General features: G+C 73.6%; 23 protein-coding genes. 7 read left to right on the forward strand and 16 right to left on the reverse strand.

Translation table 11 applies throughout. The features are described from left to right. Positions 1-2: 2 nt before the first annotated feature. Together ACFVXG_RS40120 and ACFVXG_RS40125 are read right to left on the reverse strand one after the other, a co-directional pair. Positions 3-3,902, reverse strand: coding sequence for a glycosyltransferase (locus ACFVXG_RS40120; protein WP_387935193.1), 3,900 nt, complete (start codon positions 3,900-3,902; stop codon positions 3-5). A gap of 249 nt (positions 3,903-4,151) precedes the next feature. Further along, positions 4,152-4,424, reverse strand: coding sequence for a WhiB family transcriptional regulator (locus ACFVXG_RS40125; RefSeq protein WP_375895861.1), 273 nt, complete (start codon positions 4,422-4,424; stop codon positions 4,152-4,154). Between the two features lie 621 nt (positions 4,425-5,045). On the opposite strand from ACFVXG_RS40125, the gene ACFVXG_RS40130 reads away from it, so the two are divergent. Genes ACFVXG_RS40130 through ACFVXG_RS40140 form a run of 3 tightly spaced genes read left to right on the forward strand, consistent with a single transcriptional unit; the run spans position 5,046 to position 7,947 of the window. Continuing rightward, positions 5,046-5,657 (forward strand): cysteine dioxygenase, encoded by a 612-nt coding sequence (locus tag ACFVXG_RS40130; protein WP_387935194.1) that lies wholly within the window; start codon positions 5,046-5,048, stop codon positions 5,655-5,657. Positions 5,658-5,698: 41 nt separating this feature from the next. Continuing rightward, positions 5,699-6,658, forward strand: coding sequence for a 2-phospho-L-lactate transferase (cofD, locus tag ACFVXG_RS40135; protein ID WP_387935196.1), 960 nt, complete (start codon positions 5,699-5,701; stop codon positions 6,656-6,658). After that, entirely contained in the window at positions 6,655-7,947 is a 1,293-nt protein-coding gene (locus ACFVXG_RS40140; RefSeq protein ID WP_387935198.1) for a coenzyme F420-0:L-glutamate ligase, read from the forward strand. Before cofD ends, ACFVXG_RS40140 begins: the two co-directional genes overlap by 4 nt. A 4-nt stretch (positions 7,948-7,951) precedes the next feature. Here ACFVXG_RS40140 and ACFVXG_RS40145 read toward each other — a convergent pair whose 3' ends face one another. The 4 genes from ACFVXG_RS40145 to ACFVXG_RS40160 are packed head-to-tail and all read right to left on the reverse strand — an operon-like array spanning position 7,952 to position 10,651. Further along, the gene (locus tag ACFVXG_RS40145; RefSeq protein WP_387935200.1) at positions 7,952-8,221 is read right to left on the reverse strand and encodes a type II toxin-antitoxin system RelE/ParE family toxin; all 270 of its coding nucleotides are present in this window, start codon (positions 8,219-8,221) and stop codon (positions 7,952-7,954) included. Continuing rightward, positions 8,218-8,490, reverse strand: a complete 273-nt coding sequence (locus ACFVXG_RS40150; protein ID WP_387935202.1) for a type II toxin-antitoxin system Phd/YefM family antitoxin — start codon at positions 8,488-8,490, stop codon at positions 8,218-8,220. The genes ACFVXG_RS40145 and ACFVXG_RS40150 overlap by 4 nt, the downstream gene beginning before the upstream one ends. Positions 8,491-8,535: 45 nt before the next feature. Beyond that, on the reverse strand, positions 8,536-9,456 hold the full coding sequence (locus ACFVXG_RS40155) for a DNA-3-methyladenine glycosylase family protein (protein WP_387935204.1): 921 nt from the start codon (positions 9,454-9,456) through the stop codon (positions 8,536-8,538). A 46-nt stretch (positions 9,457-9,502) separates the two neighbouring features. Further along, entirely contained in the window at positions 9,503-10,651 is a 1,149-nt protein-coding gene (locus tag ACFVXG_RS40160; protein ID WP_387935206.1) for a peptidoglycan recognition protein, read from the reverse strand. 104 nt (positions 10,652-10,755) lie between these two features. On the opposite strand from ACFVXG_RS40160, the gene ACFVXG_RS40165 reads away from it, so the two are divergent. The 3 genes from ACFVXG_RS40165 (at position 10,756) to ACFVXG_RS40175 (ending at position 14,400) form a co-directional block, all read left to right on the forward strand. Continuing rightward, positions 10,756-11,547, forward strand: coding sequence for a TIGR03089 family protein (locus ACFVXG_RS40165; protein ID WP_387935207.1), 792 nt, complete (start codon positions 10,756-10,758; stop codon positions 11,545-11,547). A gap of 35 nt (positions 11,548-11,582) precedes the next feature. Beyond that, on the forward strand, positions 11,583-12,773 hold the full coding sequence (locus tag ACFVXG_RS40170) for an LCP family protein (RefSeq protein ID WP_387935209.1): 1,191 nt from the start codon (positions 11,583-11,585) through the stop codon (positions 12,771-12,773). A gap of 139 nt (positions 12,774-12,912) precedes the next feature. Beyond that, positions 12,913-14,400: an LCP family protein gene (locus ACFVXG_RS40175; protein WP_387935211.1), complete on the forward strand. Its 1,488-nt coding sequence runs from the start codon at positions 12,913-12,915 to the stop codon at positions 14,398-14,400. Here ACFVXG_RS40175 and ACFVXG_RS40180 read toward each other — a convergent pair whose 3' ends face one another. The 7 genes from ACFVXG_RS40180 to ACFVXG_RS40210 form a co-directional block, all read right to left on the reverse strand. After that, positions 14,401-15,015, reverse strand: coding sequence for an acyltransferase (locus ACFVXG_RS40180; RefSeq protein WP_387935213.1), 615 nt, complete (start codon positions 15,013-15,015; stop codon positions 14,401-14,403). Between the two features lie 27 nt (positions 15,016-15,042). Continuing rightward, positions 15,043-16,083, reverse strand: coding sequence for a glycosyltransferase family 2 protein (locus ACFVXG_RS40185; RefSeq protein WP_387935215.1), 1,041 nt, complete (start codon positions 16,081-16,083; stop codon positions 15,043-15,045). 171 nt (positions 16,084-16,254) lie between these two features. Then, on the reverse strand, positions 16,255-18,240 hold the full coding sequence (locus ACFVXG_RS40190; protein WP_387935217.1) for a hypothetical protein: 1,986 nt from the start codon (positions 18,238-18,240) through the stop codon (positions 16,255-16,257). Positions 18,241-18,353: 113 nt separating this feature from the next. Beyond that, positions 18,354-20,924 (reverse strand): ABC transporter permease, encoded by a 2,571-nt coding sequence (locus tag ACFVXG_RS40195; RefSeq protein WP_387935219.1) that lies wholly within the window; start codon positions 20,922-20,924, stop codon positions 18,354-18,356. 19 nt (positions 20,925-20,943) lie between these two features. Beyond that, entirely contained in the window at positions 20,944-21,729 is a 786-nt protein-coding gene (locus ACFVXG_RS40200; RefSeq protein WP_350509632.1) for an ABC transporter ATP-binding protein, read from the reverse strand. A gap of 255 nt (positions 21,730-21,984) precedes the next feature. Further along, positions 21,985-22,539, reverse strand: coding sequence for an NADPH-dependent FMN reductase (ssuE, locus tag ACFVXG_RS40205; protein ID WP_387935221.1), 555 nt, complete (start codon positions 22,537-22,539; stop codon positions 21,985-21,987). A 123-nt stretch (positions 22,540-22,662) separates the two neighbouring features. After that, complete coding sequence (locus ACFVXG_RS40210; protein WP_350509645.1) at positions 22,663-22,740, reverse strand: putative leader peptide; 78 nt, start codon at positions 22,738-22,740, stop codon at positions 22,663-22,665. A 179-nt stretch (positions 22,741-22,919) separates the two neighbouring features. Between ACFVXG_RS40210 and ACFVXG_RS40215 the strand changes: the two genes are divergently transcribed. Next, the gene (locus ACFVXG_RS40215) at positions 22,920-24,200 is read left to right on the forward strand and encodes an LCP family protein (RefSeq protein WP_387935223.1); all 1,281 of its coding nucleotides are present in this window, start codon (positions 22,920-22,922) and stop codon (positions 24,198-24,200) included. A 52-nt stretch (positions 24,201-24,252) separates the two neighbouring features. Here ACFVXG_RS40215 and ACFVXG_RS40220 read toward each other — a convergent pair whose 3' ends face one another. The 3 genes from ACFVXG_RS40220 to ACFVXG_RS40230 all read right to left on the reverse strand — a co-directional run bounded on the left by ACFVXG_RS40220 (position 24,253) and on the right by ACFVXG_RS40230 (position 26,892). Further along, positions 24,253-25,059, reverse strand: coding sequence for an arylamine N-acetyltransferase (locus tag ACFVXG_RS40220; protein ID WP_387935225.1), 807 nt, complete (start codon positions 25,057-25,059; stop codon positions 24,253-24,255). A gap of 155 nt (positions 25,060-25,214) precedes the next feature. Next, complete coding sequence (locus tag ACFVXG_RS40225; protein WP_387935227.1) at positions 25,215-25,715, reverse strand: peptidylprolyl isomerase; 501 nt, start codon at positions 25,713-25,715, stop codon at positions 25,215-25,217. Between the two features lie 70 nt (positions 25,716-25,785). Beyond that, complete coding sequence (locus ACFVXG_RS40230) at positions 25,786-26,892, reverse strand: alkene reductase (protein WP_387935229.1); 1,107 nt, start codon at positions 26,890-26,892, stop codon at positions 25,786-25,788. Between the last annotated feature and the right edge of the window lie 61 nt (positions 26,893-26,953).

Raw genomic sequence — 26,953 nt, forward strand, 5'->3', positions numbered from 1 at the left:
GGTCAGCTCCCCGATCCGTGCTGGTGGGGACCGTGGTTCCCGGAGGGATGACCGGTGCCGCCGGGTTCATTGGGGTCGTAGTACGGCTCGCCCTGCTGCTGGCCCGGCAGCCAGGTCTGCTGGGGCTGACCGCCCTGCTGCTGGTAGGGGTCGTAGCCGTACTGCTCCTGCGGGTACTGCTCGTACCCCTGCTGCTCGTAGCCCTGCTGTTCGTACGCCTGCTGCTCGTAGCCCTGCTGGGGGTAGGCCTGCTGCTGGTGGCCGTCGTATCCCTGGCCCTCGTAGCCCTGGCCGGCGTACGGCGCGGCCACCGGCTGCTGGGCCGTGTACTGGTCGTAGCTGTACGGGTCGGCCTGCTGGTACGTCTGGTACGGGTCGGTGTACGGCTCGGCCTCCTGGACGGCGGCGGCCGCCTGGACCGCCCCGGCCACCGGCTCGCCGGCGGGCTGCGCCGGGATCGGGCCCGGCCGGCCGTCGTACACCCCGGGCTCCTCGGCACCGGGCTCGCCGCCCTCGCCGCGCTCGGCCATCCGGCGGGCCCGGCGGCTGCCGGGGGCGGGGGTCTGCGCCTGGGCGGCGGCGGCCAGCGCGGCGGCGGCGACCACCTCCTCGGGCAGGTCGTCGTCCTTGTGGCTGCGGCGGCCGGGCAGGGCCAGCACCAGGATGGTGAGGCCGATCAGCACCTGGGCCCAGATCCAGCCGGTGTGGGCGAGGCTGCCCTCCCGGGTGACGCTCAGCTTGCCGCCGGCGGCCGGGAGCTTGAAGCCCTGCGCCCAGCCGTCGACCGTGGTGGGCTCCAGGGCGGTGCCGTCCACGGTGGCCTTCCACTCGGGGGCGGCGGCCTCGGCGAGCCGCAGCACCCGGCCGTCCGGACCGGCCGGGACGGTGGCGGCGAGGTCGCGGACCCCGGCCGGGACGGCCACCGGGGTGGCGCCCGGGGCGGTGATCACCGCGCGCACCGCGGGGGCGCCGTTGACCTGCCAGAGCGCGGCGTCGCCGTCCTGGTTGGCCTTGACCAGGCCGGGGGTGGTGTCCAGGACGTCCTTGAAGGCGTCGACGGCCTGCCGCTCGACCAGCACGTAGGCGATGCCGTAGCCGGCCAGGGCGTTCGCCTGGTCGGCGCCGGAGCCGGCCAGCAGGCTGCCGACCATCTTGTTCAGGCCGTCCTGGGTGCCGGTGGCCGGGTCGACGGTGGACTCCGCCTGGCCGAGGGTCAGGCCGGCGCCGCGCACCACGGTGTAGCGGACGGCGCCCTTCTGGCCGGTGACGACGAGGGTGCGGGCCCGGTCGCTGGTGCCGGCCTCCTCGGCGATGAAGGCGGGCACCTGGCCGACCGCGGCGCGGTGCAGCGGACCGCCGGCGCCGGTCAGCGCCCACCACAGTCCGGTGCCCAGCGGGGCCAGCACGGCGGTGGCCACCACCAGCGCGGCCACCGGCTGGCGCCAGCCGAAGGCGATCCCGGCGACGCGGGCGTTGGCGCCGTCGGCGCCGATCGCGGCGGCGGCGAGCAGGGCGATCCCGGCGATCAGGGTGGCCGGACCGGCCCAGGCGGGCACCGGCTGGCCGCCGGAGGCCGGGGTGACGGAGGCACCCGCCACCACGACCGCGAAGACCAGCCCGGCCCCGGCCGCGCCCCAGGCGGCGAGCACCGCACGGCGCCGGTCGGCGCGCAGCAGCGCGGCCAGCGCGGCGAGGACGACACCGGTGGAGAGCCAGACCGGCGGCACCCCGGCGCCGCCGGGGTTGACCAGCAGCAGGCCGGCCGCGCTCGCCCCGGCGCCGTGCAGACCGGGCAGCCCGGCCTCCAGCAGCAGCCACTGCGGGTGCGACAGCACCTTCAGCGACCAGGGGGCGAGCACCGCGACGGGCACCGCGAGGATCACCAGGACGCGCAGGCCGAGCAGCCGCAGCGCCGTGCCGCCGGAGCCGAGGGCCCCGCCGCGCAGCACCGCGAAGACCAGCATGGCCAGGCACAGCGGTACGGCGAGCGCCCAGGTCAGCGGGACGAAGGCGGTGGCCAGGGTGAGCAGCAGGACGGTCATCCAGACCGGCCGCCAGCCGGGGCGGGCGCCCTTGGCGGCGCTCTCCTGGCGGATGCCGAGGCCGGCCGCGATCGCCGCGGCGCGGGCCAGCGGCGGCAGCAGCACGGCGAGGACGGCGGTGCCGATCCGGCCCTGGGCGAGCGCGCCGGTGGCCGCGGGCAGCAGCGCGTAGGTGGCGCTGGCCCAGGCGCGGACCAGCTTGGAGTCCAGCAGCGGCCGGGACACCAGGTAGGCGCTGACCGCGGCGAGCGGGACGGTGAGCACGACCAGCAGGGTGAGTGCGAGGTCGGCGTGGCCGAACAGCAGCCAGGAGAGCACCGCGAGCACGCCGAGGTACGGCGGTGCGGCGGCGGTGGAGCCGGTGCCGACCGGGTGCCAGGCGTCCGCGTACATCGCCCACAGTCCGCCCGCGCCGTCGGAGGCGGGCAGCAGGGCGCCGCCGAACAGCTCGCCGCTGCCGAGCAGGCTGCGGCAGGCGACCAGGGCGAACACCAGCAGGGCGGCGAACAGCACCGGCGCGGGGCGCCGGGCCAGCTTCTTGATCAGTGCGAACTGCTCGACGACGAGGTCCTCGCCGTCCTCGTCACCGCCCGCCTCGACCGAGCCGTGCCGGCTGCCGGTGTCGTCGGCGCCCCCTATCCCGAGCGAGCCGATGACGCCCTCGACGGCCAGCCGGGTGGTGGCGCCGGGCGCCGGGAAGAGCGTGCGGTCGTCCAGGGGGTCCGCGGCGCGGGTCCGGGCGCGGTGTTTGCGCGCGGCCAACAGCCGCGGGAAGCGGACGAGTTCGTGGCCGAGGCCGGCCAGCTCGTCGACCGCCTGGCGCGGGTCCTTGCCGAGCAGGTTGGTGACGGCCCGCACCAGGGTGCCGAGCACCAGGCGCAGCAGCACGTACGGGAAGAGCGCGCCCTTGCAGTTGGCGAGCAGGGTGTAGACGGCGCCGGCCTTGTCCACCCGGTGCGGGTGGGCGGGGCCGCAGTCGATCGCGCGGCGCTCGCGGCTGGCCGCCTCGGCGTGCCGCAGCACGGCGTCGGGGGCGACCACCACGCGGTGGCCGGCGGCGTTGACCCGCCAGCAGAAGTCGGTGTCGTCCCGCATCAGCGGGAGGGCCTTGTCGAAGCCGCCGAGCTCCTCGAAGACGTCCCGGCGCACCAGCATGCCCGCGCTGGAGACGGCGAGCACCGGGCGGACCTGGTCGTGCTGGCCCTGGTCCTGCTCGCGGCGGTCCAGGCCGGTCCAGCGGCGGCCGGAGCGGGCGATGGTGACGCCGATCTCCAGCAGCTGGCGGCGGTCGTACCAGCTGCGCAGCTTGGGGCCGACCACGCCGGCGCTGGGGGTGGAGTCGGCGACCTGGAGGAGGCGGCGCAGCGCGTCGGTCTGCGGCTCGCAGTCGTCGTGCAGCAGCCAGAGCCACTCGACCGGCTGGGTCTCACGCGGGCCGCCGCGGCCGAGGTCGTCCTCCTGGGCGAGCGGGTCGCCGTAGTCGTCCCAGCCGCCGGTGACCGGGTCGTACCCGGAGGGGTCGAGCCGGTAGGGCAGGTCCTCCGGGCGCAGCGGCGGGCTGTTGAAGACCGCCTCGGCGACGGCGGCGCCGAAGCCGGCCCGGCGGCCGAGCACCAGCGGGCCGCTCTCGGGCAGCCAGTCCTCGAGGGTGTCGGCGAGCAGCTGCGGGGAGTTGTCGGTGGATCCGGTGTCGACCGCGAGAATCCGCTGGACCTGGCGGTCCTGGCCGAGCAGACCGGCCAGGGCCTGCGGCAGCCAGCGGGCGCCGTCGTGCGAGACGATCACCGCGGTGACCAGGTGGCGCGGGTAGGCGGGCGGCCTGGAAGCGGTGAAGCCGCTCTGGTGGCTGTAGACGGTCATCGAGTGCGCGGGCCCCAGTTCTCGGTGGACACAGCCGGTGAACGGCAACCGGATGGCGCACCACACTAACGGCTCCGGATGGCCTCCTCGTGCCCGGTGCCGGTGCGGAGGCGGTGAAGAAGCGGGCCCGGGACCGGCGGAAAGCGGTCCGGGAACACGAAAGCGCCCCACCGTCGCGGTGAGGCGCTCGTACAGCTGTGTGGCCGTCCGCCGGTGGCGGAGGGTCAGCGGGGCCGGGGGTCGGCCCGGTCAGACCGCGCTCTTCTTGAGCCGACGGCGCTCGCGCTCGGAGAGGCCGCCCCAGATGCCGAAGCGCTCGTCATTGGCGAGCGCGTACTCCAGGCATTCCGAGCGGACCTCGCAGGCGAGGCAGACCTTCTTGGCCTCGCGGGTCGAGCCGCCCTTCTCGGGGAAGAAGGACTCCGGGTCGGTCTGAGCGCACAACGCGCGCTCCTGCCAACCGAATTCCTCCTCCTCCTCCGCGATGCCGTCCCCGATCAACAGCTCAAAGAGCTCGCTCATGTGGCGCGCCTCCTCTGCCCCTACTTGGCGTCCCCGTGGTTGCCGTTGCCTCGTGCGGCTGACGACACGAGTGAAATTACAGTTGCGTCACTCTGGCCCAGTCAAGCCGAGCTCTGGTATTGAGGCCGGGATTCACTCCCTGGCACCAAGCCGTTACGAATAGTGTACATATTCGGACACATCGGGCCTTCAGCCCGAAAGGCCTGGAGAGCATCGAAACGCCCGCTACCACTCGCGGAATGACGCTCGGTCACCATCACAGGCCGGTCATCGGCCTGCCTTCCCGGCGATCTTCTCATCGAAACATAGAGAGTGATGAATCACCCCATCCGGGCAAGATCCAGACCTAACCCACTCGAATGCCGCATCGTTCCGTTTGACACCGCCCCCAGGGATGCGGTCTCCTTTCCCCCATGTCAGAGTTCGCCAGCCCCCGGAGCGGTTCCACGCTCCGCCGTGCCGTGAACTCCTGTTGTCGCCTCTGTTCCTGCTGTATCTAGGCGCCCGCGTCCCACCGCGCGCCGCCCCAGGAAGCACAGAGGCCGCCCGCGACATCCCGCCCCAGGACATCCCGGATCCGGCTGCTCCCCAGACCAGCCGACCCATCCGAGGACGACTCCCGTGCGCATGATCCGCATCCGCAAGCGGAACCGCGACCGCAACAAGCCCGCCCGCCGTGGCCTCACCAGCGCTGTTCGCTGGAACGACGGCCTCAGCGACGTCTCCATCGCCGGCGACCCGCTCGCCTTCCCCCACCTCGCCCGCACCGACCTGCCCGGCCACCCCACCACCGTCGCCGGGTACGCCCGGCTGGTCCGCGAGATCGCCGCCGACCGCTCCCGCTGGGAACCGCTGGTCCGCTACGACGCGCTCACCCGCTGGTACGCCCGGCTGGAGACCGGCCCCGGCTACGAGGTCTGGCTGCTCAGCTGGCTGCCCGGCCAGAGCAGCGGCTTCCACGACCACGGCGAGTCCTCCGGCGTGATGACCGTCGTCCGGGGCGAGCTGATCGAACGCTCCCTCACCCACGCCGGAGAAGGCGCCCGCACCCTGCGCCCCGGCGGACAGCGCGTGTTCTCCTCCGGCTACCTGCACGAGGTGGTCAACGGCGCGCTCGAACCCGCCGTCTCCATCCACCTCTACACCCCCGGCCTGACCGAGATGAACCAGTACGGCGCCGCCACCGCCGTCCCGGAGCAGCACGCCCACGCGGCCGAGTCCGAGACCCACTGACCGCAGCCTGACGGGCAGTCCGACCGTGGCAGGATGACCCCATGCGCATCGTGGCACTGGCAGGCGGAATCGGCGGGGCGCGCTTCCTGCGCGGACTCCTCGCGGCGGTCGGACCGCAGGACGAGATCACCGTCATCGGCAACACCGGCGACGACATCCACCTCTACGGGCTCAAGGTCTGCCCCGACCTCGACACCGTGATGTACACCCTCGGCGGCGGCATCCACGAGGAACAGGGATGGGGCCGGACCGACGAGACCTGGTCGATCAAGGCCGAGATGAAGGAGTACGGCGTCGGCCCCGAGTGGTTCGGGCTCGGCGACCGGGACTTCGCCACCCACCTCGTCCGCAGCCAGATGCTCACCGCCGGGTACAGCCTCAGCCAGGTCACCGAGGCGCTGTGCGTGCGCTGGAAGCCCGGCGTCCGGCTGCTGCCGATGAGCGACGACCGGGTCGAGACCCACGTGCGGATCACCGACGAGCAGGGCACCCGGGCCGTCCACTTCCAGGAGTACTGGGTCCGGCTGCACGCCGCCGTCGACGCCGAGGCGATCATCCCGGTCGGCGCGGACACCGCCAAGCCCGCGCCCGGCGTGCTGGAGGCCCTCGCCGAGGCCGACGTCATCCTCTTCCCGCCGTCCAACCCGGTCGTCTCGATCGGCACCATCCTGGCCGTCCCCGGCATCCGGGAGGCCGTCGCCGCCGCCCCGGCGCCGGTGGTCGGACTCTCCCCGATCATCGGCGGGGCGCCGGTGCGGGGCATGGCCGACAAGGTGCTCGCCGCCGTCGGCGTCGAGGCCACGGCGGAGGCGGTCGCGCTGAACTACGGCTCCTCCCTGATCGACGGCTGGCTGGTGGACAGCGCGGACGAGGAGGCTGTCCCCGCCGTCGAGGCCGCCGGGATCGCCTGCCGGGCCGTCCCGCTGCTGATGACCGACGTCGAGGCCACCGCCGAGATGGCCCGGGCGGCACTGGCGCTGGCCGAGCAGGTCCGCAAGTGACGATCGAGATCCTGCCGGTCGAGGGCATCCCCGAGGTCGAGGCCGGGGCCGACCTCGCCGGGCTGATCGCCAAGGCCGGGACGTACCAGGACGGCGACATCCTGCTGGTCACCTCGAAGATCGTCAGCAAGGCCGAGGGCCGGCTGCTGCACGCCGCCGACCGCGAGGCCGCGATCGACGCCGAGACCGTCCGGGTCGTCGCCCGGCGCGGACCGGCCCGGATCGTCGAGAACCGCAACGGCTTCGTCATGGCCGCCGCCGGGGTCGACGCCTCCAACACCGCCCCCGGCACCGTGCTGCTGCTGCCCGAGGACCCGGACGCCTCGGCCCGCGCCCTGCGCGCCCGGCTCCAGCAGCTCACCGGCCGCCGGCTCGCCGTCGTCATCACCGACACCTTCGGCCGGCCCTGGCGCAACGGGCTCACCGACGTCGCGATCGGCGCCGCCGGGCTGTCCGTCCTGGAGGACCACCGGGGGCGCACCGACAGCCACGGCAACGAGCTGGTGCTCACCGTCACCGCGACCGCCGACGAACTCGCCGCCGCCGCCGACCTGGTCAAGGGCAAGGCCAGCGGCGTCCCGGTCGCCGTCGTGCGGGGGCTCGGCCCGCTCGTCACCACCGAGGACGGCGCCGGCACCCGGCCGCTGGTGCGGGCCGCCGCGGACGACATGTTCCGGCTCGGCACCTCCGAGGCGCTGCGCCAGGCCGTCACCCTGCGGCGGACCGTCCGGTCCTTCACCGCCGAACCGGTCGACCCGGCCGCGGTGCGGCGCGCGGTGGCCGCCGCCGTCACCGCGCCGGCCCCGCACCACACCACGCCGTGGCGGTTCGTGCTGCTGGAGTCCGCGGAGACGCGGGTGCGGCTGCTGGACGCGATGCTCGGCGCCTGGCAGCGGGACCTGCGGGAGCTGGACGGCTGGGACGAGGCCCGGATCGCCCGGCGCACGGCCCGTGGGGACGTGCTGCGGGACGCGCCGTACCTGGTGGTGCCGTGCCTGGTGATGGACGGCTCGCACGACTACCCGGACGTGCGGCGGGCTGCGGCCGAGCGGGAGATGTTCACGGTGGCTTTGGGGGCCGCGGTGCAGAACCTGCTGGTCGCGCTCACGGGTGAGGGGTACGGCTCCGCCTGGGTTTCCTCGACGATGTTCTGTCGGGAGACGGTGCGGGGGGTGTTGGAGCTGCCGGAGGGGTGGGATCCGATGGGGGCGGTCGCGGTGGGGCGGCCCGCGGAGGCCCCACGGGGGCGGCCGGACCGGAGCGCCGACGCGTTCGTCACCGTGCGGTAGGGAGTCAGAGGCCGCGGTAGACGTCGCGGCGGTTGCCGACGTGGACGACGAGGATCAGCAGAACATCACCGCGGACCTGGTAGACCACCCGGAAGTCGCCGACCCGGAGCCGGTAGAGGCCGTCGTTACCAGTCAGCTTCTTGACGTCCGGTCCGTCCGCGAACGGGTCGTCCCCCAGCGCGGTGAGTGCCGTGAGGATCCGCATCGCCTCGAGCTGGCCGATCGCGCGCAGCTGACGTCGGGCGTGCGAGGTGAATCCGAAGGCGTACTTCACGCAGCACTCCCCGCGGAGTCCGCGGGCGGTCCGAACAGGTCCGCCATCAGCTCGGCCATGGTGACGGTCGGTTCGTCCAGGTGCTTCCGGGCCTCCCGCGCGAGGAGCTCGTCCTCTGCCTCCTCTATGGCGTCGAGGATCTCGATCGGCACGAACGCCCCGACGCGCTCACCCTTGCGCGTGATCACGGTGATCTCGCCGGCCTCCGCCCGGCTGACCACCTCAGCGAGGTGGGCACGGGCTTCACGGATGTTCATTGCGTCAGCCATGACTCCAGCGTACACATCACTGCGTACACCGGGGTGGGCTTCGGGTCAGCGGGTTCGGTGGTCGTTGGGGGTGAGTCGGGGGCCGTAGCGGGGGGCGTGGGGGGTGGTGGCCGTCAGGAGGCGGCAGAGGCGGTGGCGGTGGGGGCGGTAGGGCTCCAGGAGGGCGAGCATCTGGGCGTCGTCGCTGCGGGGGCGGCCGGCCAGGGCCCAGCCGACCAGGTTGGGGAGGTGGAAGTCGCCGACCGAGACGGCGTCCGGGTCGCCGTTGCTGCGTTGGAGGGTTTCGGCGGCGGTCCAGGGGCCGATGCCCGGGACGGCGGTCAGGCGGGCGAAGGACTCCTCGTGGGCCATGGCGGAGGCCTCTTCCAGGCGGGGGGCCAGCCGGACCGCGCGCTGGATGGTGGCGGAGCGTTTGGGGTCGACGCCCGCCCGGTGCCACTCCCAGCTCGGGATCATCGCCCACTCGCGGGCCGACGGGGCCACCCGCATGCCCTCGGCGGGGCCGGGGGCCGGGGTGCCGAAGTCGCGTAGCAGGGTGCGCCAGGCGCGGTAGGCCTCGTCGGTGGTGACCTTCTGTTCCAGGATCGCGGGGACGAGGGACTCCAGGACCAGGCCGGTCCGGGTGAGCCGCACCCCGATGGTGCGGCGCTGGGCGTCCCGGAGCGGGCCGGGGGGAAGGACGAGCGCCTCCGGGTGGTCCTCCGCGCCGAGCAGGGTGGGCAGCCGGTCGAGCAGCCACTGGGCGCCCGGGCCCCAGGCGGTGGCCTCGACCTCGGCGGCGGCGGGGTGCGGCAGCACCCGCAGGGTGCCGAGGCCGGCCGGGGTGCGGGAGGCGCGCCAGACGGCGCCGTCGCCGGTGGTGCGGTAGGAGGGGTCGGCGGGGCCCCGGCGGAGTGGGAGCAGGGTGCGGACCGGGTCGAGCGGGAAGCCCGGCCGCCAGCGCCGTACCGCTTCGCCGCCGGTCACTGCTGTCGCCTCCTGGGGTGCCTGGGGGCATGAAGGATACGCGGCCCTAGGAGATCTGGAGTCTGGCGGCGGCCGCGCGCAGGTCGGGGAGGCGGGCGTGGAGGGCGCTGCCGGGGCATTCGGTGCGGAAGGCGTCGCGGTGGCCGGAGACGGCGTCGAAGTCGACGACCGTGCCCTTGGGGTAGCGGCTGGCGTCGGAGGCGGAGGTGAGCTTGGTGCGGCCGTCGGCGGGCCGGTCGGTGAGGCCGAGTTTCCAGGCGGCGATCGCGGCGAGGCCGTCGAGGAGGGGTTGGGGCGGGGCGGCGTCGACGTAGGTGCCGATCGCGGCGACGCCGGTGGAGTCGGTGTTGAAGCCGAGGGTGTGGGCGCCGTGGACGGGCTGGTCGACGCCGCCGGCCCGGCCCTCGTAGATCGTGCCGCAGCGGTCGACCAGGAAGTTGTAGCCGATGTCCCGCCAGCCGCTGGTCTTGACGTGGTACTGGTAGATCGACCTGATCACCCGGGGGGCGTCCGCGCAGGCGTACTCGGTGGCGGTCGCGGTGTGGTGGACGAAGACCTCGCGGACCGGGCCGGTGTACTCGGAGCCCTGGTCGCGCAGGGACTCGTCGGCGCCCCAGCCGGCCCGGGTGACGATCGCCGGGCGCGGCGCCCCGTGGTCGCCCTCGGCGGGTGCGGCGGGCATCGTGCGGGTGGCGGCGGTGGCGGGTGCGGCGGAGCCGGGGTCGACGAGTTCGAGCCGCAGTCCGGGCGGGGGTCCGGCCGGTCCGGACCGCACCTCGACGGCGACGCCGTCGCTGCGGCCGGTCCAGAGCGGGGCGGTGGCGCCGTGCGGGGTGTGGTCGGGGCCGTCGTCGGTGTCGGCCTCCAGGGTGTGCCAGTCGCTCCAGCGGCCGGTGGCCGCGTCCCGGGTGCGGACCCGGGCGGTCCCGCCGGCGAGGGCGGTCGGGGAGCCGTCCCAGCTGAGGCCGAGGAGTTCGAAGGGTGGGGTGGTGCGCGGCGCGAGGCCGTGCCCGTCGGGGAGTCGGAGCGAGACGGTACGGCCGCCGCCGGTGGCAAGGGGCACGGCGGTGGCGGCGGGTGCGGGCTGGAGCAGCAGGGCGGCGGTGCAGCCGGCGAGCAGCGGGAGGCGCGCGGCCTTGGTGGAGAGGCGCGCAGCCTGGTTGGAAAGGCGCGCAGCCTTGGCGGAGAGGTGCATAAGGGGGATCGTCGCCGCAAAGCGGGCGGGTCGCCACGCAGCCCCGCGCCCGCTCGGCCGCCCCTCCCGGCCTGCCACTCGAAGGCCGTAGGCTGGGGCGCACCATGACTGCGCCATTCGCTGCCGATGCCCGCACCCCCGTCGAGCTGCTGCACGCCTACTTGCGCGGCGGCACCCCTTCGGTCGATCCCGCGGCCCCGCTGGTCACTTTCTACGACGACGCCACCGGCGAACGGGTCGAACTGTCCGCCCGGACCTTCGACAACTGGGTCGCCAAGACCGCCAACCTCCTCCAGGACGAGCTGAACGCCGGCCCGGACGACCGCGCCGTGCTGCTGCTGCCCGCCCACTGGCAGAGCGCCGTCTGGCTGCTGGCCTGCTGGTCGGTCGGCGTGACGGCGGTGCCGGCGGGCGACCCGGCCGCCGCCGAGCTGGTGGTGAGCGGCCCGGACGGCTTGGAGGCCGCCCACGCCTGCGAGGGCGAGCGGGTGGCGCTCGCCCTGCGGCCGCTCGGCGGCCGCTTCCCGCACCGTCCGGACGGGTTCCTCGACTACGCCGCCGAGGTGCCCGGTCAGGGCGACCGCTTCGCGCCGTACTCCCCCGTCGCCCCGGACGGGCAGGCGCTGGAGACCTCGGTGGACGGGCTGCCGCTGAAGCTGACCGGTGAGCAGACCGTCGCGCTGGCCCGGGAGGGTGCCGCGCGGCTCGGCCTCAAGCCCGGGGACCGGGTGCTGTCCACCCTCTCCTTCGACGACTGGACCGGCCTGGAGGCCGGCCTGCTGGCCCCGCTGGCGGCCGGTGCCTCGGTGGTGCTGTGCCGCAACTCCGACGGCCTGGACGCCGGGCAGTGGGAGAAGCGGACCGAATCCGAACGGGTGACTGTGCGCCTCGGCTGACCCCGGGACGGTCCCGGCGGGTAGGGATCCCCGCCATGGCCGAGGACGACACCGAGCACCCCCCGACCGACCAGACTCCCCCGGACGACGCTCCCCCGAGCGGACCGGGACGCCCGCGCAGGCGCCGGCGGTGGCTGATGATCACCGCCGGCGTCGTCGCGTTCCTGCTGGTCGCCACCGGCGCGCTGCTCTGGATCGCGTACCGCAAACTGGACGGCAACATCAGGACGGACTCGGCCACCGACCGGCTGCTGGCCAAACTGGAGGGCGAGCGCCCGAGCCGTTCGGCGGGGGCCGACGGCTCCGAGAACATCCTGCTGATCGGCAGTGACGACCGCTCCGGCGCGAACTCCTCGTACGGCGGCGAGGCCGGCACCCAGCGCTCGGACACCACGATCCTGCTGCACCTGGCCGCCGACCGGAAGCGCGCGACGGCGGTCTCCATCCCGCGCGACGTCATGGTCACCGTGCCCTCCTGCGAGAAGCCGGACGGCAGCCGCAGCAAGCCGGGGACGATGCAGTTCAACTGGGCGTTCGAGCTGGGCGGTCCGGCCTGCTCGATCCGCACCGTCGAGCAGCTGAGCGGCATCCGGATCGACCACTACGTGATCCTCGACTTCAGCGGCTTCAAGACGATGGTGGACGCGATCGGCGGGGTCGAGGTGTGCGTGCCGCAGGCGATCCACGACAAGGACGCCAAGCTGGACCTGCCGGCCGGGCGCCAGGTGCTGCACGGCGAGCAAGCGCTCGGCTACGTCCGGGCCCGGGAGAGCCTGGGCGACGGCAGCGACACCCAACGGATGGGCCGTCAGCAGCAGTTCCTGGCCTCGCTGATCCGCAAGGTGCAGTCGCAGGGAGTGCTGCTGAACCCGGCCAAGCTGTGGCCGGTGCTGGACGCGGCCACCTCCTCGGTGAAGGCGGACGGCGGCCTGTCCTCGCTCGGCGCGCTGTACGACCTCACCCAGGACCTGCGCGGCATCCCCTCCCCGGACGTGGTGTTCCTGACCGCGCCGCGCCGCCCGTACCGCTACGACTCGGACCGGGACGAGTTCGTCCAGCCGCAGACCACCCAGCTGTTCGACGCGCTGCGGGCCGACCGGCCGCTGGCCGTCCGGCCGCCGGGTGCGGGGCCGGGCTCCGACGGGGTGACGGCGTCACCCTCGGCGAGCGCCTCGCCCACCTTCGAGGGACGCACGGCCGATGTGGACGCCTGCGCGCAGCATTGACGGCTTTGCCTTGGCATTGCCGAAACATGACCGGGATCACACTCGGAACAATTCCCCCGTTCGGCTCGTCTAGTGTGTCCGGATCGACCTGTCGCCCGACGGGTCGGCCTCCGTGACCGGCCGGACGTAGGGGAACCCCGTGCAGCAGGACGAAACGAACACCGGTCGGTTCAGCGGGGGGAGCCGGCGGGAGGCCAAGCGTCGGGCCGCGGCCGCCAAGCGGCAGCGCCGCCGCCGGGCGCTCAAGTGGACGGCGGGGACGGGCGCCCTGGTGATGGTCGCGGGCTGCGGCGGGGCGTACTACCTGTACCAGCACTTCAACAGCAACCTGACTTCCGTCAAGGTCCAGCTGGGCAACGAGGAGGAGCGGCCCAAGGCCGCCGGGGACGCCCTGAACATCCTGGTGATCGGCACGGACAGCCGGCAGGGCCTCGGGCGCGAGTACGGCGACGCGGGCAGCACCGGGCACGCCGACACCACCCTGCTGTTCCACGTCGCCAAGGACCGCTCCAACGCGACCGTGGTCAGCATCCCGCGAGACCTGATGGTGCCGATACCCGAGTGCCAGAGCGACAAGGGCAGGAAGATACCCGGCTCGGCGCGGGACATGTTCAACAACAGCCTCGGCCAGGACGGACGCGACGCGGGCTGCACCTGGAAGACCGTGGAGAAGGTGACCGGCATCCGGGTCGACCACTTCGTGCAGGTCGACTTCGAGGCGGTGAAGACGCTCTCCACGGCCGTCGGCGGGGTCGAGGTCTGCGCCGCCAAGGACATCGACGACAAGGACTCGCACCTGAAGATGTCCAAGGGCCGTCACGTGGTCCAGGGCGAGGACGCGCTGGCCTTCGTCCGCACCCGGCACGCGGTCGGCTTCGGCGGCGACCTCACCCGGATCCCGCTCCAGCAGCAGTTCATCAGCTCGATGATCCGCAAGATCAAGAGCGATGACACCCTGACCAGCCCGAGCAAGCTCTACCAGCTCGCGGACGCCGCCACCAAGGCGCTCACCGTGGACTCCGGCATCGGCAGCGTCGACAAGCTGAAGGACCTGACGCAGGACATCAGCAAGGTGGACACCAAGAACATCACCTTCACCACCGTGCCGGTGCTGGAGGACCCCGCGAACAAGGACCGGCTGATCCTGCACCAGCCGGACGCCGGGCAGGTGTTCTCGATGATCGCGGGCGACCGCTCGCTGACCGATACGGCCACCCCGCCGGCGGCTCCCTCGGCGGCGCCGAGCGCGACCACCCCGGCGGTGGACGTCAAGGACGTCCAGGTGACGGTGCGCAACGGCAGCGGGACCCGCGGACAGTCCGGGCCGACGGTGGAGAAGCTCAAGGCCAAGGGCTTCGCCAGGGCCGCGGTCGGATCCGACGCGCCGCCCGCCGGGACGACCACGGTGTCCCACCCGGCCGGCCAGGAGGCCGAGGCGGCCGCGCTGGCCGCGGCCCTCGGACTGCCCGCCGACGCCGTGACGCCCAACCCGAAGGCGGGCCCGAAGGACCCGCTGCTGCTGGTGCTCGGCAAGGACGCCCTCGCGGCCCCCGCACAGCAGGCCACCGAGGCGCCGAAGGACCTCCAGCGGGTGCAGGCGGACGACGTCGACGTGTGCGCCAAGTGACTACATCCGGTTGAGGGTTCCGTCCGTCTCGCGGTAGTGCTCGCCGGTCCGGGGGCAGCTCCAGAGGTCCGGGCCGGCCGGGTCGAGCGGCTCGCCGGCCCGGCCGACCCAGCCGATCCGGCGGGCCGGCACTCCGGCCACCAGGGCGAAGTCCGGGACGTCCCGGTGCACCACGGCGCCGGCCGCGACCAGCGCCCAACGGCCGACCGTGACCCCGGCGACCAGCACCGCGCGGCCGCCGATCGAGCAGCCCTGACGAAGCGTCACCGGTTCGGCGTGCCAGTCGAGTTGACCCTTGAGCCGACCGTCGGGGGTGACCGCGCGCGGGTAGCGGTCATTGGTCAGCACGGCGGCCGGGCCGATGAACACCCCGTCCTCGACCACCGCCGGCTCGTACACCAGCGCGTGGTTCTGGACCTTGACCCGGTCCCCGATCCGCACGCCCGGCCCGATGTACGCGCCGCGGCCGATCACGCAGTCCGTGCCGACCACCGCGTCCTCGCGGACCTGGGCGAGGTGCCAGACCCTCGTCCCGGCGCCGATCGCGGCCCGTTCGTCGACGTCCGCGCCCGGCTCGATCCGGGCGGCGGCGGCACCGTCCTCAACTGTCCCCATGCGGACCGACGGTAGCCGGTCCGGGCGTCAACCGGTCTGGGAGAGCACGTCCTTCGAGGACGGGCCGACGCTCCTTATCACCCGGCGGGCCAGCGAGCGCGGCGAGGTGATGAAGCCGAATCCCCAGCTGAGGTGCATGGTCGCGAGCGCCACCGGCAGCAGCGCCCGGGCCCGGAAGGACAGGCCGCGGCCCTCGACCACCGCGCCGCCGAGGATGCCCAGCAGGTAGACGCCGGGCACCGCGAGGAAGGCCGGGTGGACGGCGGTGCCCAGCACCAGGCCGAGGACCACCGCGAGCAGCGCGCTCGGCGGGGCCAGGTAGCGCAGGTTGACCGAGCCGCGGTGGTAGCGGGTGACCACCCGGCGCCAGCGGCCGTAGTCCTTGTACTGCTTGGCCAGCGCCCGGACGGAGGGCCGCGGCCGGTACGTCACCTTCAGCTGCGGGGTGAACCAGACCAGCCCGCCGTCCTGGCGGATCCGGTAGTTCAGCTCCCAGTCCTGGGCGCGGATGAACTCCTCGTTGTAGCCGCCGAGCCGCTCCAGCACCTCGCGCCGGAACACCCCGAGGTACACGGTGTCCGCCGGGCCGGCCAGGCCGCCGGTGTGGAAGGCCGCGTTGCCGACGCCGATCTTGGAGGTCATCGCGGCCGCGACCGCGTGCTCCCACTCGGTCTCGCCCTCGGCGTGCATGATGCCGCCGACGTTGGCGGCGTCCATCTCGCCGAGCAGCCGGACCGCGGTGGCGATGTAGCCGGGCGTGAGCAGCCCGTGGCCGTCCACCCGTACGACTATCGGGTACTGCGAGGCCCGGATCGCGGCGTTCAGCCCCGCGGGGGTGCGGCCGGTGGGGTTGTCCACCGTGCGCACCCGCGGATCCTCGGCCACCAGCTCGGCCGCGATCTCGGCGGTGCGGTCGGTGGAGGGGCCGAGGGCGAGCACCACTTCCATCGGTCCGGGGTAGTCCTGGTCCAGGATGCGCCGGACCGCCGTGCGCAGGTGTCGTTCCTCGTTGAGCACCGGCATGATCACGGAAACAGCCGGCAGCTCCTCAGCAGCCTTGGTGTTCATCGGGGCCAACCGTACCGGTGTCGACGCATATCCGTCTTGTCCCGGTCCGGCGGCTCCCGGCTCCCCGGAGGGCGGCACCGGCGCCGTGATCACGCTCACCGTACCGCCCTGTTCCCCCGGGCCCGAATCGGCGGGGGAACCGTGCAGGTTCGGCATGGATTCACGGCGGGTTCAGAGCATGTGGTGAACGACGGTGAACAACACGAAGCCGGCCAGCGACAGGGTGTTCACCAGGTGCTGGGGGCTGCCCAGCCGGTCCGGCAGCGCCCGGTCCGGGCGCAGGTCGGGGCGGTGGGCGGCGGTGGCGACCGCGCGGGCCAGCTCCGCCGGGTCGTACCGCTCGTCGAGCCGGCGGGCCAGCCAGGACAGCGCCCGACCGCCGATGGCGAGGTCGTCCCCGCCGCGCAGCCGGATGGTCAGCCGGTGGCGGTGCACGGCGGCCGCGCTGATCTGCTGCCACCGGTAGCTGCGGGTGCGCAGCGCGGTGGCCACCCGCAGGCCGTCCCGGTCGGCGACCAGCTGCCAGGACAGCGCGTGGGCGCTGCCGAGGATCGCCGACGAGCCGAGCCAGAGCGGGCGCACCAGTCCCTCCCACCAGTCGTCCCCGCTCAGGTACACCACGGCGGCTGCGAGCAGCAGCGCCATCGCCGGGGCGGGCAGCACCCTCAGGGCCGGCGGGATCTCCCAGCGGCGGGCGGCCAGCCGCCGGGCCTCCGGGCCGGGGGCCGGGGCGGCGGCCACCGTCTCGGCGGTGAGCGCGGCGACGGCGAGCTCGTCCCGACGCAGGCGGGTGGCCTTGCGGTGCGGCCGCGGGGCCTTGGCGGCGGGCACGACCACGGCGGCCCCCCACTGCGGGTCGCCGTCCAGCAGGGCGGGGCGCACCAGGAGCTGCCGGTCGGGCCCGTCCGGGCCCCGGTAGAGCACCGCGGGGACGGGTTCGCCGGGCCCGGCCATCCGCTCGGCGGCCCGGGCGGGGGTGGCGCGGTAGTAGAGCTCCCCCTGCTCCTCGTCCCGCCCGTCGTACAGCTGGGCCGGGCCGGGGCAGTCCTCCTCGTCGTCGTCCGTCTCGTCGGGCACCCAGCCGGGGCCCTCACCGTCCGGGCCGCCGTCCGGGGACCACAGGTAGCGGTCGCGCTCGACCACCCGCCAGAGCGCGGGCCCGTCCGGCGGGCCGTCCAGCGGCAGCACCAGCAGGTCGCCCCGGACGTCGGTCCGGACCCGGACGGCCAGCGCGGGCGCCGAGCCCTCGAAGGCGGGCCGGGTGCGGCGGGCCTCGGCGGCGGCGGCCGAGGCGAGCAGCAGGACGCCGAACAGGGCGAGCAGGCCGCCGAGGGTCAGCTGGTCGGAGAGGTCGTAGCCGTCGCCGACGGCACGCACGGAGTCGCCGTCGACCTGCAGCGGGACGGGCTCGCCGGGCTGCGGCTGCCGGGCCCACCGGACGTCCAGGGCGGCGGTGCGCTCCGGGCCGCCGCCGGGCGGCTGGAAGCGGACGGTCAGCACGCCGTCCTGGTCGGCGGTGCCCGCCGTGGCGGTGACCCGGGCGGCCTGCTCGAAGGCGGCGTCCTGCCGGGCCTGGGCCCAGAGGCCGTACAGCGGGGGCACCAGGGCTACCAGGAGTAGCACCCCGCCGAGGACGCGGCGCACCACCGGCGGGTTGCTCCGGACGGGCGAGGGCGCGCCGGCGGCCGTCCACGGGAAGGGGACGGGCGGGGCCATCAGCTCGTCCAGCTGCCGGCGGGCGTTGCGGCGGCCGGTCTCGGCCCGGAGCAGGACGGCGGTGAGCAGCAGGTTCAGCAGGACGGCCGACCAGCGGGCGGTCGGGGTGACCAGGCCGTCCGGGACGTACCAGAGCAGGGCCAGGGCGACCGGCGGGACCAGCAGCCGGGGGCGGATCCGCGCCGCCAGCAGGACCGCCTCGGCCAGCACCGTCCAGATCGCCAGGGTCTCGCCCCAGGGCTCCCGGCAGATGCCCTGGTCGTTGCACCGGCCGGCGTTCTCCGGCTCCACGGCGGCGGCCAGGATCAGGAAGGCGAGCGGGGCGAGGGCGAGCCAGCGGCTGTCCAGCCGCCAAGCCGTGCGGGCGGCGCGCCAGTTGGCGGCCGCCGCGGCGGTGAGGGGCGCGGCGCTGGGCAGCGGCGGAGCGTCCGAGGGGAACATCGCACGATCATCTCAGCGGCTTCGCGTACGGCGGGGGCCGGGTGCTCGTGCGCACCCGGCCCCCGCCGTCCCCCGTTCCCCCGTGGGTCGACCCGACGTCCCCCGTCGCCGGGTCAGTCCGTCGCGATGGCCGCGAGGACGTTCATCCGTCCGGCCCGGAAGGCCGGGACGAGGGCGGCGACCAGACCGATCACCACCGAGGAGACCAGCGTCACCACGACCGTGGTGGTCGGGACGGAGAGCATCCCGAGGCCCTGGTCCCGCAGCACCCGCTGGGCGGTGACGCCCCAGGCCAGGCCCAGCCCGGTGCCGAGCACCGCGCCGAACAGGGCGATCACCACGGACTCCAGCCGGATCATCCGGCGCAGCTGGCGGCGGGAGATCCCGATCGCCCGCAGCAGGCCGATCTCGCGGGTCCGCTCCACCACCGACAGGGCCAGGGTGTTGACCACGCCGAGCACCGCGACGGTGATCGACAGGCCGACCAGGCCGTAGATCAGGTAGAGCAGGGTGTTGATCTGGGACTGCATCAGCTCCTTGTAGCCCGCCTGGTCCTTGACCATCAGCTGCGGGTACTGCCGGAGCGCGTCCTCCAGGGCGGTGAGCGTCTTGGCGACGTCGGTGCCGGAGGAGGCCTTGGCGAAGAAGGTCTCGACGGCCGGCTGCGCGTCGGTCGGGACGGCCTTGGTCATGGTGTCCAGGTCGACGAAGGTCCCGTCGCCCAGCAGTCCGCCCTTCTGGAACACCACCCCGACCGGCAGCGTCTGGGTGCGGCCGCCGCCGTAGTCGACGGTCACCCGGTCGCCGACCTTGAGGCCGTGGTCCTTGGCGAAGTTCTCGCCGATCCCGAGTTCACCGCGGGCGACCGCGTCCACCGCGCCGGAGCTGACCGTGGGGTGGAAGTCGATGGTGAAGAAGCCGGGCGGCACCGCGGCCAGGCCCGTCCTCGCGCTCTGCCCGTCGGCCAGTCGGATCTTCGCGGCCTTGAACTCCTTCTGGACGGTGACGTGGTCGATGCCCGGGGTGCGCTTCACCGCGTCGATCATCTCCGGGGTGACCCCGGTCCGGCCGCCGCCGATGATGTAGTCCACGCCCACCGACTTGTCGATCTGCGCGCTGGCCGAGCTGACCGCCGAGGAGCTGAACACCGAGGAGCCGATCACCAGCGCCAGCCCGATCATCAGGGCGGCGGCGGTGGCGCCGGTCCGGCGCGGGTTGCGCATCGCGTTGCGCTGGGCGAGCTTGCCGGAGGGCCCGAACAGGGCCGGGAGCATGGCGCCGAGCACCTTGATGACGACGGTGGCCAGCAGCGGGCCGAGCACCACGAAGCCGATCAGGGTGAGCAGCAGGCCCAGGCCCAGGAGCTGCCCGCCGGTGCCCGCCTTGTCCGCCGTGCCGGCGAGCACCAGCAGGCCCGCGCCGCCGCCGGTGAGCAGTACGCCGAGGATCGTCCGGACGAGGTTGGAGCGGGCCTCGGCCGGGGTGCCGTGGTCGCGCAGGGCGGCCATCGGGGCGATCCGGCTGGCCCGGCGGGCCGGGATCCAGGCCGCGATGACGGTGATCAGGATGCCGACCGCGTACCCGGCCGTGAAGACGTCGGGCCCGATCACCAGGTCGCTCGCGTTGAGGTCCATGCCGATCGCGTTCATCAGCTTGATCAGGCCGACGGCGACGCCCAGGCCGGCCGCCACGCCGAGGGTCGAGCCGAGCACGCCCAGGATCAGCGCCTCGACCAGCACCGAGCCGTTGACCTGCGCCCGGCTGCCGCCGATGGCGCGCAGCAGGCCGATCTCGCGGGTGCGCTGGGCGACCAGCATCGAGAAGGTGTTGATGATCAGGAAGCCGCCGACGATCAGCGAGATCCCGGCGAAGCCGAGCATCGCGTACTTCATGAAGTCGAGGCCGCTGCCGATCGACTTGGTGTTCTCGTCCTTCTGCTCGGCCGCGGTCTTGAACTGGTAGCCGCCGCCGACCTGGGCGAGGGCGTCGGCCTTGAGCTGGTCGTTGCCGCGGCTGCCGTCGCCGAAGGCCTCGACGGAGGTGTAGGCCTGCTTGCCGAGCAGCACCTGCTGGGCGGTCGCGGTGTCCAGGAAGGCCAGCGCCGCACCGGGGTTGGTGGTGGTGAAGGTGGCGATGCCGACGATCGTGTACGGGTGCCGGCCGCCCGCGTTGTCGACCCGGATCCGGTCGCCGACGCCGAGCTTGGCCTTCTTGGCGGTGTCCGCGTCCAGCACCAGTTCGCCGGAGTTCTGCGGGACGTGCCCGGAGGTGATCTTCACCGCGTTGCGCGGGGTGTCGGTCCAGTTGCCGACCAGGGTCGGCGCGCCGCTGGTCGGGCCGACCAGCTTGTCGGTGGCCGGGTTGACCAGGATCGCGTTGCCGACCATGACCTGGCCGACGGCGGTCTTCACGCCGGGCAGCGCGGCGACCTGCTGGGCGAGCGCGGCCGGGACGGTGGCGGGCTTGTCGCCGGCCTGCGGCTCCTCGTCGTCGGCCGGCTTGGGCGGCTGGACCGAGAGGTCGGAGGCGGTCGCGGCGAACAGCTTGGAGAAGGTGCTGGTGGCGGTGTTGGAGAACACCAGGGTGCCGGAGACGAAGGCGACCGACAGCACGACGGCTATCAGCGAGAGCGCCATCCGGCCCTTGTGGGCGAAGAAGCTCCGCAGTGAGGTCTTGAGCAGCATGGTTTCGTCGTCCCGCCGCTCAGCTGGTGCGCTTGCCGTCGAAACGGCGCATGCGTTCGAGGACGGAGTCGGCGGTCGGCGCGTGCATCTCGTCGACGATCACGCCGTCGGCGAGGAAGAGCACGCGGTCCGCGTAGCCGGCGGCGACCGGGTCGTGGGTGACCATGACCATGGTCTGGCCCAGCTCGTCCACCGAGCGGCGCAGGAAGGTCAGCACCTCGGCGCCGGCCCGGGAGTCCAGGTTCCCGGTGGGCTCGTCGCCGAAGATGATCTCGGGGCGGGCGGCCAGCGCGCGGGCCACCGCGACGCGCTGCTGCTGGCCGCCGGAGAGCTGGGTCGGGCGGTGCTTGAGCCGGCCGGCCAGGCCGACGGTCTCCACCACCTGGTCCAGCCAGGCCTGGTCGGGCCTGCGGCCGGCGATGTCCATCGGCAGCGTGATGTTCTCCAGCGCGTTCAGGGTCGGGAGCAGGTTGAACGCCTGGAAGATGAAGCCGATCTTGTCCCGGCGCAGCCTGGTCAGCTGCTTGTCCTTCAGGCCGGTGATCTCGGTGTCGCCGATCCGGATCTGTCCGCTGGTGACCGTGTCCAGCCCGGCCAGGCAGTGCATCAGGGTGGACTTGCCGGAGCCGGAGGGGCCCATGATCGCGGTGAAGCGGCCGCGCTGGATGTCCACGTCGACCGCGTCGAGCGCGGTGACCCTGGTCTCGCCCGAACCGTAGGCCTTGGTCACCTGGCGGGCCGAGGCGGCGACGGCGGACGGACCGCCGGGAAGCTGGGGGTCGTACACGGCTGCTGCCGTCGTCACTGGAGTCTCCTAAGAAGTGGCCCACCCGTCGACCCCCACCCTCCCGGCACGGCCGGGTCGCGGACCCGACCGGATCGGGCCGCGCTCTGTGGGGCGGGGATGTAGGAACCACGTTAGGAGCCGGTGCCGTTCGGCTCGTCCTCCGTCGGAATGAAGCGCTGCAACCAAGGTTCTACGGGTGCGGCACCCCCTCCCCCTAGGGGGCGCCGCGGGCCTTCTCGGGGACGCCCCGTACGGGGCGGGGCGGCCGGCGGCTCAGCCGGTCAGCACCGGTGCGGCCAGCCGTTCGAGGGCGTCGGCGAACCCCTCCACCACGGGGACGAGCTGGGCGTCGGTCTCGCACTCGACGAGGGTCCGGCCGTCCTCCCCGACGGTGATGTGGCGGTCGAGCACGAACCAGCCCTGGGTGATGTGGCCCGCGCCCATCGAGCTGAGCACCGGGCGCAGCGCGTAGTCCACGGCGAGGACGTGCGCGGGCGAGCCGCCGGTGGCCAGCGGCAGGACGGCCTTGCCGGCCAGCGCGTACTGCGGGAGCACGTCGAGCAGGGCCTTGAGGAGGCCGGAGTAGGCGGCCTTGTAGACGGGGGTGCCGATGACGACACCGTCGGCGCGGGCGAACAGCTCGGTGGCGGCGACGATCCCGGGGTGGTCGAAGTCGCCGGACAGCAGGGCCTGCGCGGGCAGGCTGCGGGCCTCGAAGGGGATGACCTGGTGGCCGCGGTCGACCAGGCGCGCGTCGATGTGGCGCAGCAGCCGGGTGGTGCGGGAGGTGGCGGACGGGGAGCCGGAAACGGACAGGACGGTGGCCATGGGTTCACCTCTGGCTGGAAGCGGGGGCGACGCTCCGCAGCGGCCCTGCTCGGCTGCTGCGACGGGGGTCGACGGAGGGTCGACGGAGGGTCGACGGGAATCGACGGTCTCGGCGGGCGCGCTTCAGCGGCGACAGAGCGAACCGGACACACGCTGCAGGTCGACGTGGCGCCGACGCGTGAGTGCCCAACTCTGATCCATGCCCGAAATGCAAACACGGTGCGTTCGAAGCGGTCAAGAATCGTTTCAGCAACTGGTACGGAGGTGACCGGCGCGTTTCACGCCGGAACGATCCGGTGCGTGCATCAAAACTGCTACAAGAGGCCTGGCAGGCCCCCCGGGGGGAGTCAGCCCGACCGGGGTCGGGCATCCTCGACGGCATGAACACGTGGCAGGAGGGCCGCCCGAGCGGCGGCGGGAACCCGTACGGAGGCAACGGCGGCGGTGCGGCGTCCGAGCCGCCGCTGCCGTCCTCCCTCAACCCGCGCGGGGCCGGCGCGCCCGCCCCCCGGCAGCCGGAGCCGTCCCGTCTCGGCGGCGTCCCGCCGCAGGCCGCCCCCGGCGGTACCGGCCGACCGGGCCCCGGTGGTCCCGGCGGGCCTGGCGGACCGGGTCGGCCCGGCGGCCCGGGCGGCCCCGGCGGTGCCCGGCCCACCGGGGCGCAGGCCCGGCGCTGGCCGCGGCGGCGGATCGTGAAGTGGACGGTCTTCGGCCTGCTGATCGCCGTCATGGTGACCGGCGTCTCCACCTGGTTCTGGGCGGACTCCAAGCTCAACCACGAGAACGTGCTGGCCGACTACCCGGGCCGCCCGGCCGCCGGCAAGGGCACCAACTGGCTGATCGTCGGCTCCGACAGCCGCGATGGCCTCAGCGAGTCCCAGATGGACACCATGCACACCGGCCACGACGTCGAGGGCAAGCGCAGCGACTCGATGATGATCCTGCACATCGGGGACAACGGGAACACGCTGATGAGCATCCCGCGCGACTCCTGGGTGCCGATCCCCGAGTTCAAGACCAGCGCAGGGAAGACCGTCAAGGCCACCACCTCGAAGATCAACTCGGCCTTCGCCAACGGCAACGGCCGGCTCCTGGTGCAGACCGTCGAGCTGAACACCGGCATCCACATCGACCACTACGCCGAGATCGGCTTCGCCGGGTTCGCCGGCATCGTCGACTCCATCGGCGGCGTCCAGATGCACATCGACCAGGACATCAAGGACCGGGACTCCGGCCTCGACCTCAAGGCCGGCGACCAGACCCTCAACGGCGTCCAGGCCCTGGCCTTCGTCCGCCAGCGCCACCAGATGGCCGACCAGGACCTCGGCCGGATGCGCAACCAGCAGAAGTTCCTCGGCGCCCTCGCCCACCAGGCGGCCTCCCCGGGCACCGTGCTCAACCCGTTCACCTTCTACCCGCTGGTCGACTCGGCGCTCGGCACCCTGATCGTCGACGACGACTGCGGGCTGACCGACCTGGGCTCGCTCTTCCTCGCCATGAAGGACGTCAACGGCGGCGGCGGCAAGACCATGACCGTCCCGATCGGCAACGCCGACTACCACACCAAGACCGGCGAGTCGGCGGTGCAGTGGGACGCCACCAAGTCCAAGCAGGTCTTCGAGGCCTTCAAGAACGACTCCGCGGTGCCGGAGTTCAAGTAGCCGCTACGTCTGCCTGACGGGGGCCTGTCCGACGGACAGGCCCCCGTCTTCGTCAGGCCGAGGCGGCCCCCGGCAGCCGGTCGAGCGCGATGCCGAAGTGCTCGCGGTACGCGGACAGCGCGGCGGCCTCGGTCAGTTGCTCCTCGGTGCGGGTGCCGTCGGGGGCGGTGCGGACCAGGTGGGTGCCGCCGTTGAGGGTGGTGCGGCCGCCGTCCGCGGTGAGCACCGAGCAGGTGGCCCCCCGGGCGAACGGGGACTTCGGCGAGGTGGCGTGCCACCAGCAGGTCGGCACGAAGTCGGCCAGCGGGTACGGGCGTCGGCCGATCCGGTACTGCGGCACCCCGTCCAGCAGGACGTCCAGGTCGCCGTGCTCGCCGTGCGGCCGGAGCAGCGCCGTGCCGTGCGGGTCGGACTGCCCGTCGCGCCCGTCCAGGCGCACCGGGAGCCGGGTGAAGCGGCCGAACCCCACGTCGACCAGCCAGGGTTCGTCCAGGTCGACCCGCAGCGCCAGGTGGTCGAACGGCGGCCCGGGCCGCTCCCCGTCGAAGACCCGGGCGGCCAGCAGGCTCACCCGGTATCCCAGCGAGCTCAGCAACTCGGCGAAGGCGCCGTTGAGTTCGTAGCAGAAGCCGCCGCGCCGCCGGTCCACGACCTTCGCCACCAGCGCCGCCGGGTCCAGCACGATCGGCTCGCCGAGGTGGACGCTCAGGTTCTCGAACGGGACGGCCCGCAGATGGGCCTCCTGCAGTCGCGCCAGACCCGCCGCCGACGGTGCCCCGGGATCCGGCACCCCGATCCGCTCCAGGTAGGCCGCCCGCACGGCCGGCGTCAGTCCCTCGTACGCCTTTTCATGATCCACCCGCCCATTCTCCACCCGGGCGGCGGGCGTCCGGCATCGGTCCTTCGACCGAGGACGCGGCCCGGGAGACACCACCGCCCCGGAGCGGGAGGTCGGCGGATCCGACTCCCCGCTCCGGGGCGGTGGCGTGCGTCAGGGGCCCAGGAGGGCTGCGGTCAGACGGACTCGACCTCGCCGGACTTGGCGATCTTGATGACGGCCGAGGTGCGGCCGCTCTGCGAGCCGAGGCCCTCGATCTTCTTCACGATGTCCATGCCCTCGACGACCTCGCCGAAGACGACGTGCTTGCCGTCCAGCCAGTCGGTGACGATGGTAGTGATGAAGAACTGCGAGCCGTTGGTGTTCTTGCCGGCGTTGGCCATCGACAGCAGACCCGGGCGGGTGTGCTTGAGCGTGAAGTTCTCGTCCTCGAACTTCGCGCCGTAGATGCTCTTGCCACCGGTGCCGTTGTGGTTGGTGAAGTCACCGCCCTGCAGCATGAAGGCGGGGATCACGCGGTGGAAGCCGGAGCCCTCGTAGCCGAAGCCGTTCTGGCCGGTGGCCAGCTCGCGGAAGTTGCGCGCGGTCTTCGGCACGACGTCGTCGTACAGCTTGAAGACGATGCGGCCGGCCGGCTCGTCGTTGATGGTGATGTCGAAGAAAACGTTGGAACCCATGCAGGGATCATGGCACGACCGGCCGGACGTCGCGCGCCACCCCCGTAGGGCGCGAGGTCACGGCGGCGTGTTAGGCGTGTTGCCCGGCGAGGGTCGGATAGTCGGTGTATCCCTCGGGGCCGTCGGCGTACATCAGCCCGTCCCGGACGGGGTTGAGCGCTGCCCCGGTCCGCAGGCGCTCGACCAGGTCGGGGTTGGCGAGGAAGCCGCGCCCGAAGGAGATCAGGTCGGCGCCGGCCGCGAGCAGCGCCTCGGCGGCGGCGCGGCCGCCGTCCTCGGGCAGCGGGCCGCCCCAGCCGAGCACCGGGTTGGCGATCAGGGTGCCGGGCCAGGTCTTGCGGATCTCCTGGAAGACGGCGTCCGCCGGGTCGGCGAAGACCACGTGCAGGTAGCCGAGGCCGTCCCCGGCGAGTTCGCCGACCAGGGCGCGGTAGATCTCGGCGGTGTCGCCCTCGGCGATGCCCTGGAGGGTGCTGCCGGGCGAGAGCCGCAGGCCGACCCGCTCGGGGCCGATCTCGGCGGCGACCGCCCGGACCACCTCGACGACGAAGCGGATCCGGTGCGCGACCGGCCCGCCGTAGGCGTCGGTGCGCCGGTTGGTGTTCTGCGCGAGGAACTGGTGCAGCAGGTAGCCGTTGGCGCCGTGCACCTCGACCCCGGCGAAGCCCGCCTCGACGGCGTTGCGGGCGGCGGCGGCGAAGTCGGCCGTGGTCTGCCGGATCTCCTCCGCGGTGAGCTCCCGCGGGACGACGGACTCGCGGGGCCCGCCCGGGGTGTGGATCGGCTCCGGCAGGGCGACCGGCGAGGGCGCCACCGGGTGCAGCCCGCTGTTGTCCGGGTGGCCGATCCGGCCGCCGTGCTGGAGCTGGAGGAACATCCGGCCGCCGGCCGCGTCCACCGCCCCGGTCACGCCGCGCCAGCCGGTGACGTGCTCGGGCGCGTGGATGGCGGGGATCCCGGCGTACGTCCGGCCGACCCGGTTCGGGGTGGCGGCCTCGGCGATGATCAGCCCGGCACTGGCGCGCTGCCCGTAGTAGGTGGCCATGAGCGGGCCGGGAACGCCGTCGGCCCCGGCCCGGGTGCGGGTCATCGGCGCCATCACCAGGCGGTTGGGGAGGTGCAGCGGGCCGAGTCGGGTGGGCTGGAAGAGGCTGCCGGGTTCCGCGTTCGTCGTCATGCCGGAACGGTAGAAGCTAACATCGGTGTCAGGTTCAAGCCTTCGGTCGGAACGGCGGGGT

Source organism: Kitasatospora sp. NPDC058162, assembly GCF_042884005.1.
In the GTDB taxonomy this organism is placed as follows: domain Bacteria; phylum Actinomycetota; class Actinomycetes; order Streptomycetales; family Streptomycetaceae; genus Kitasatospora.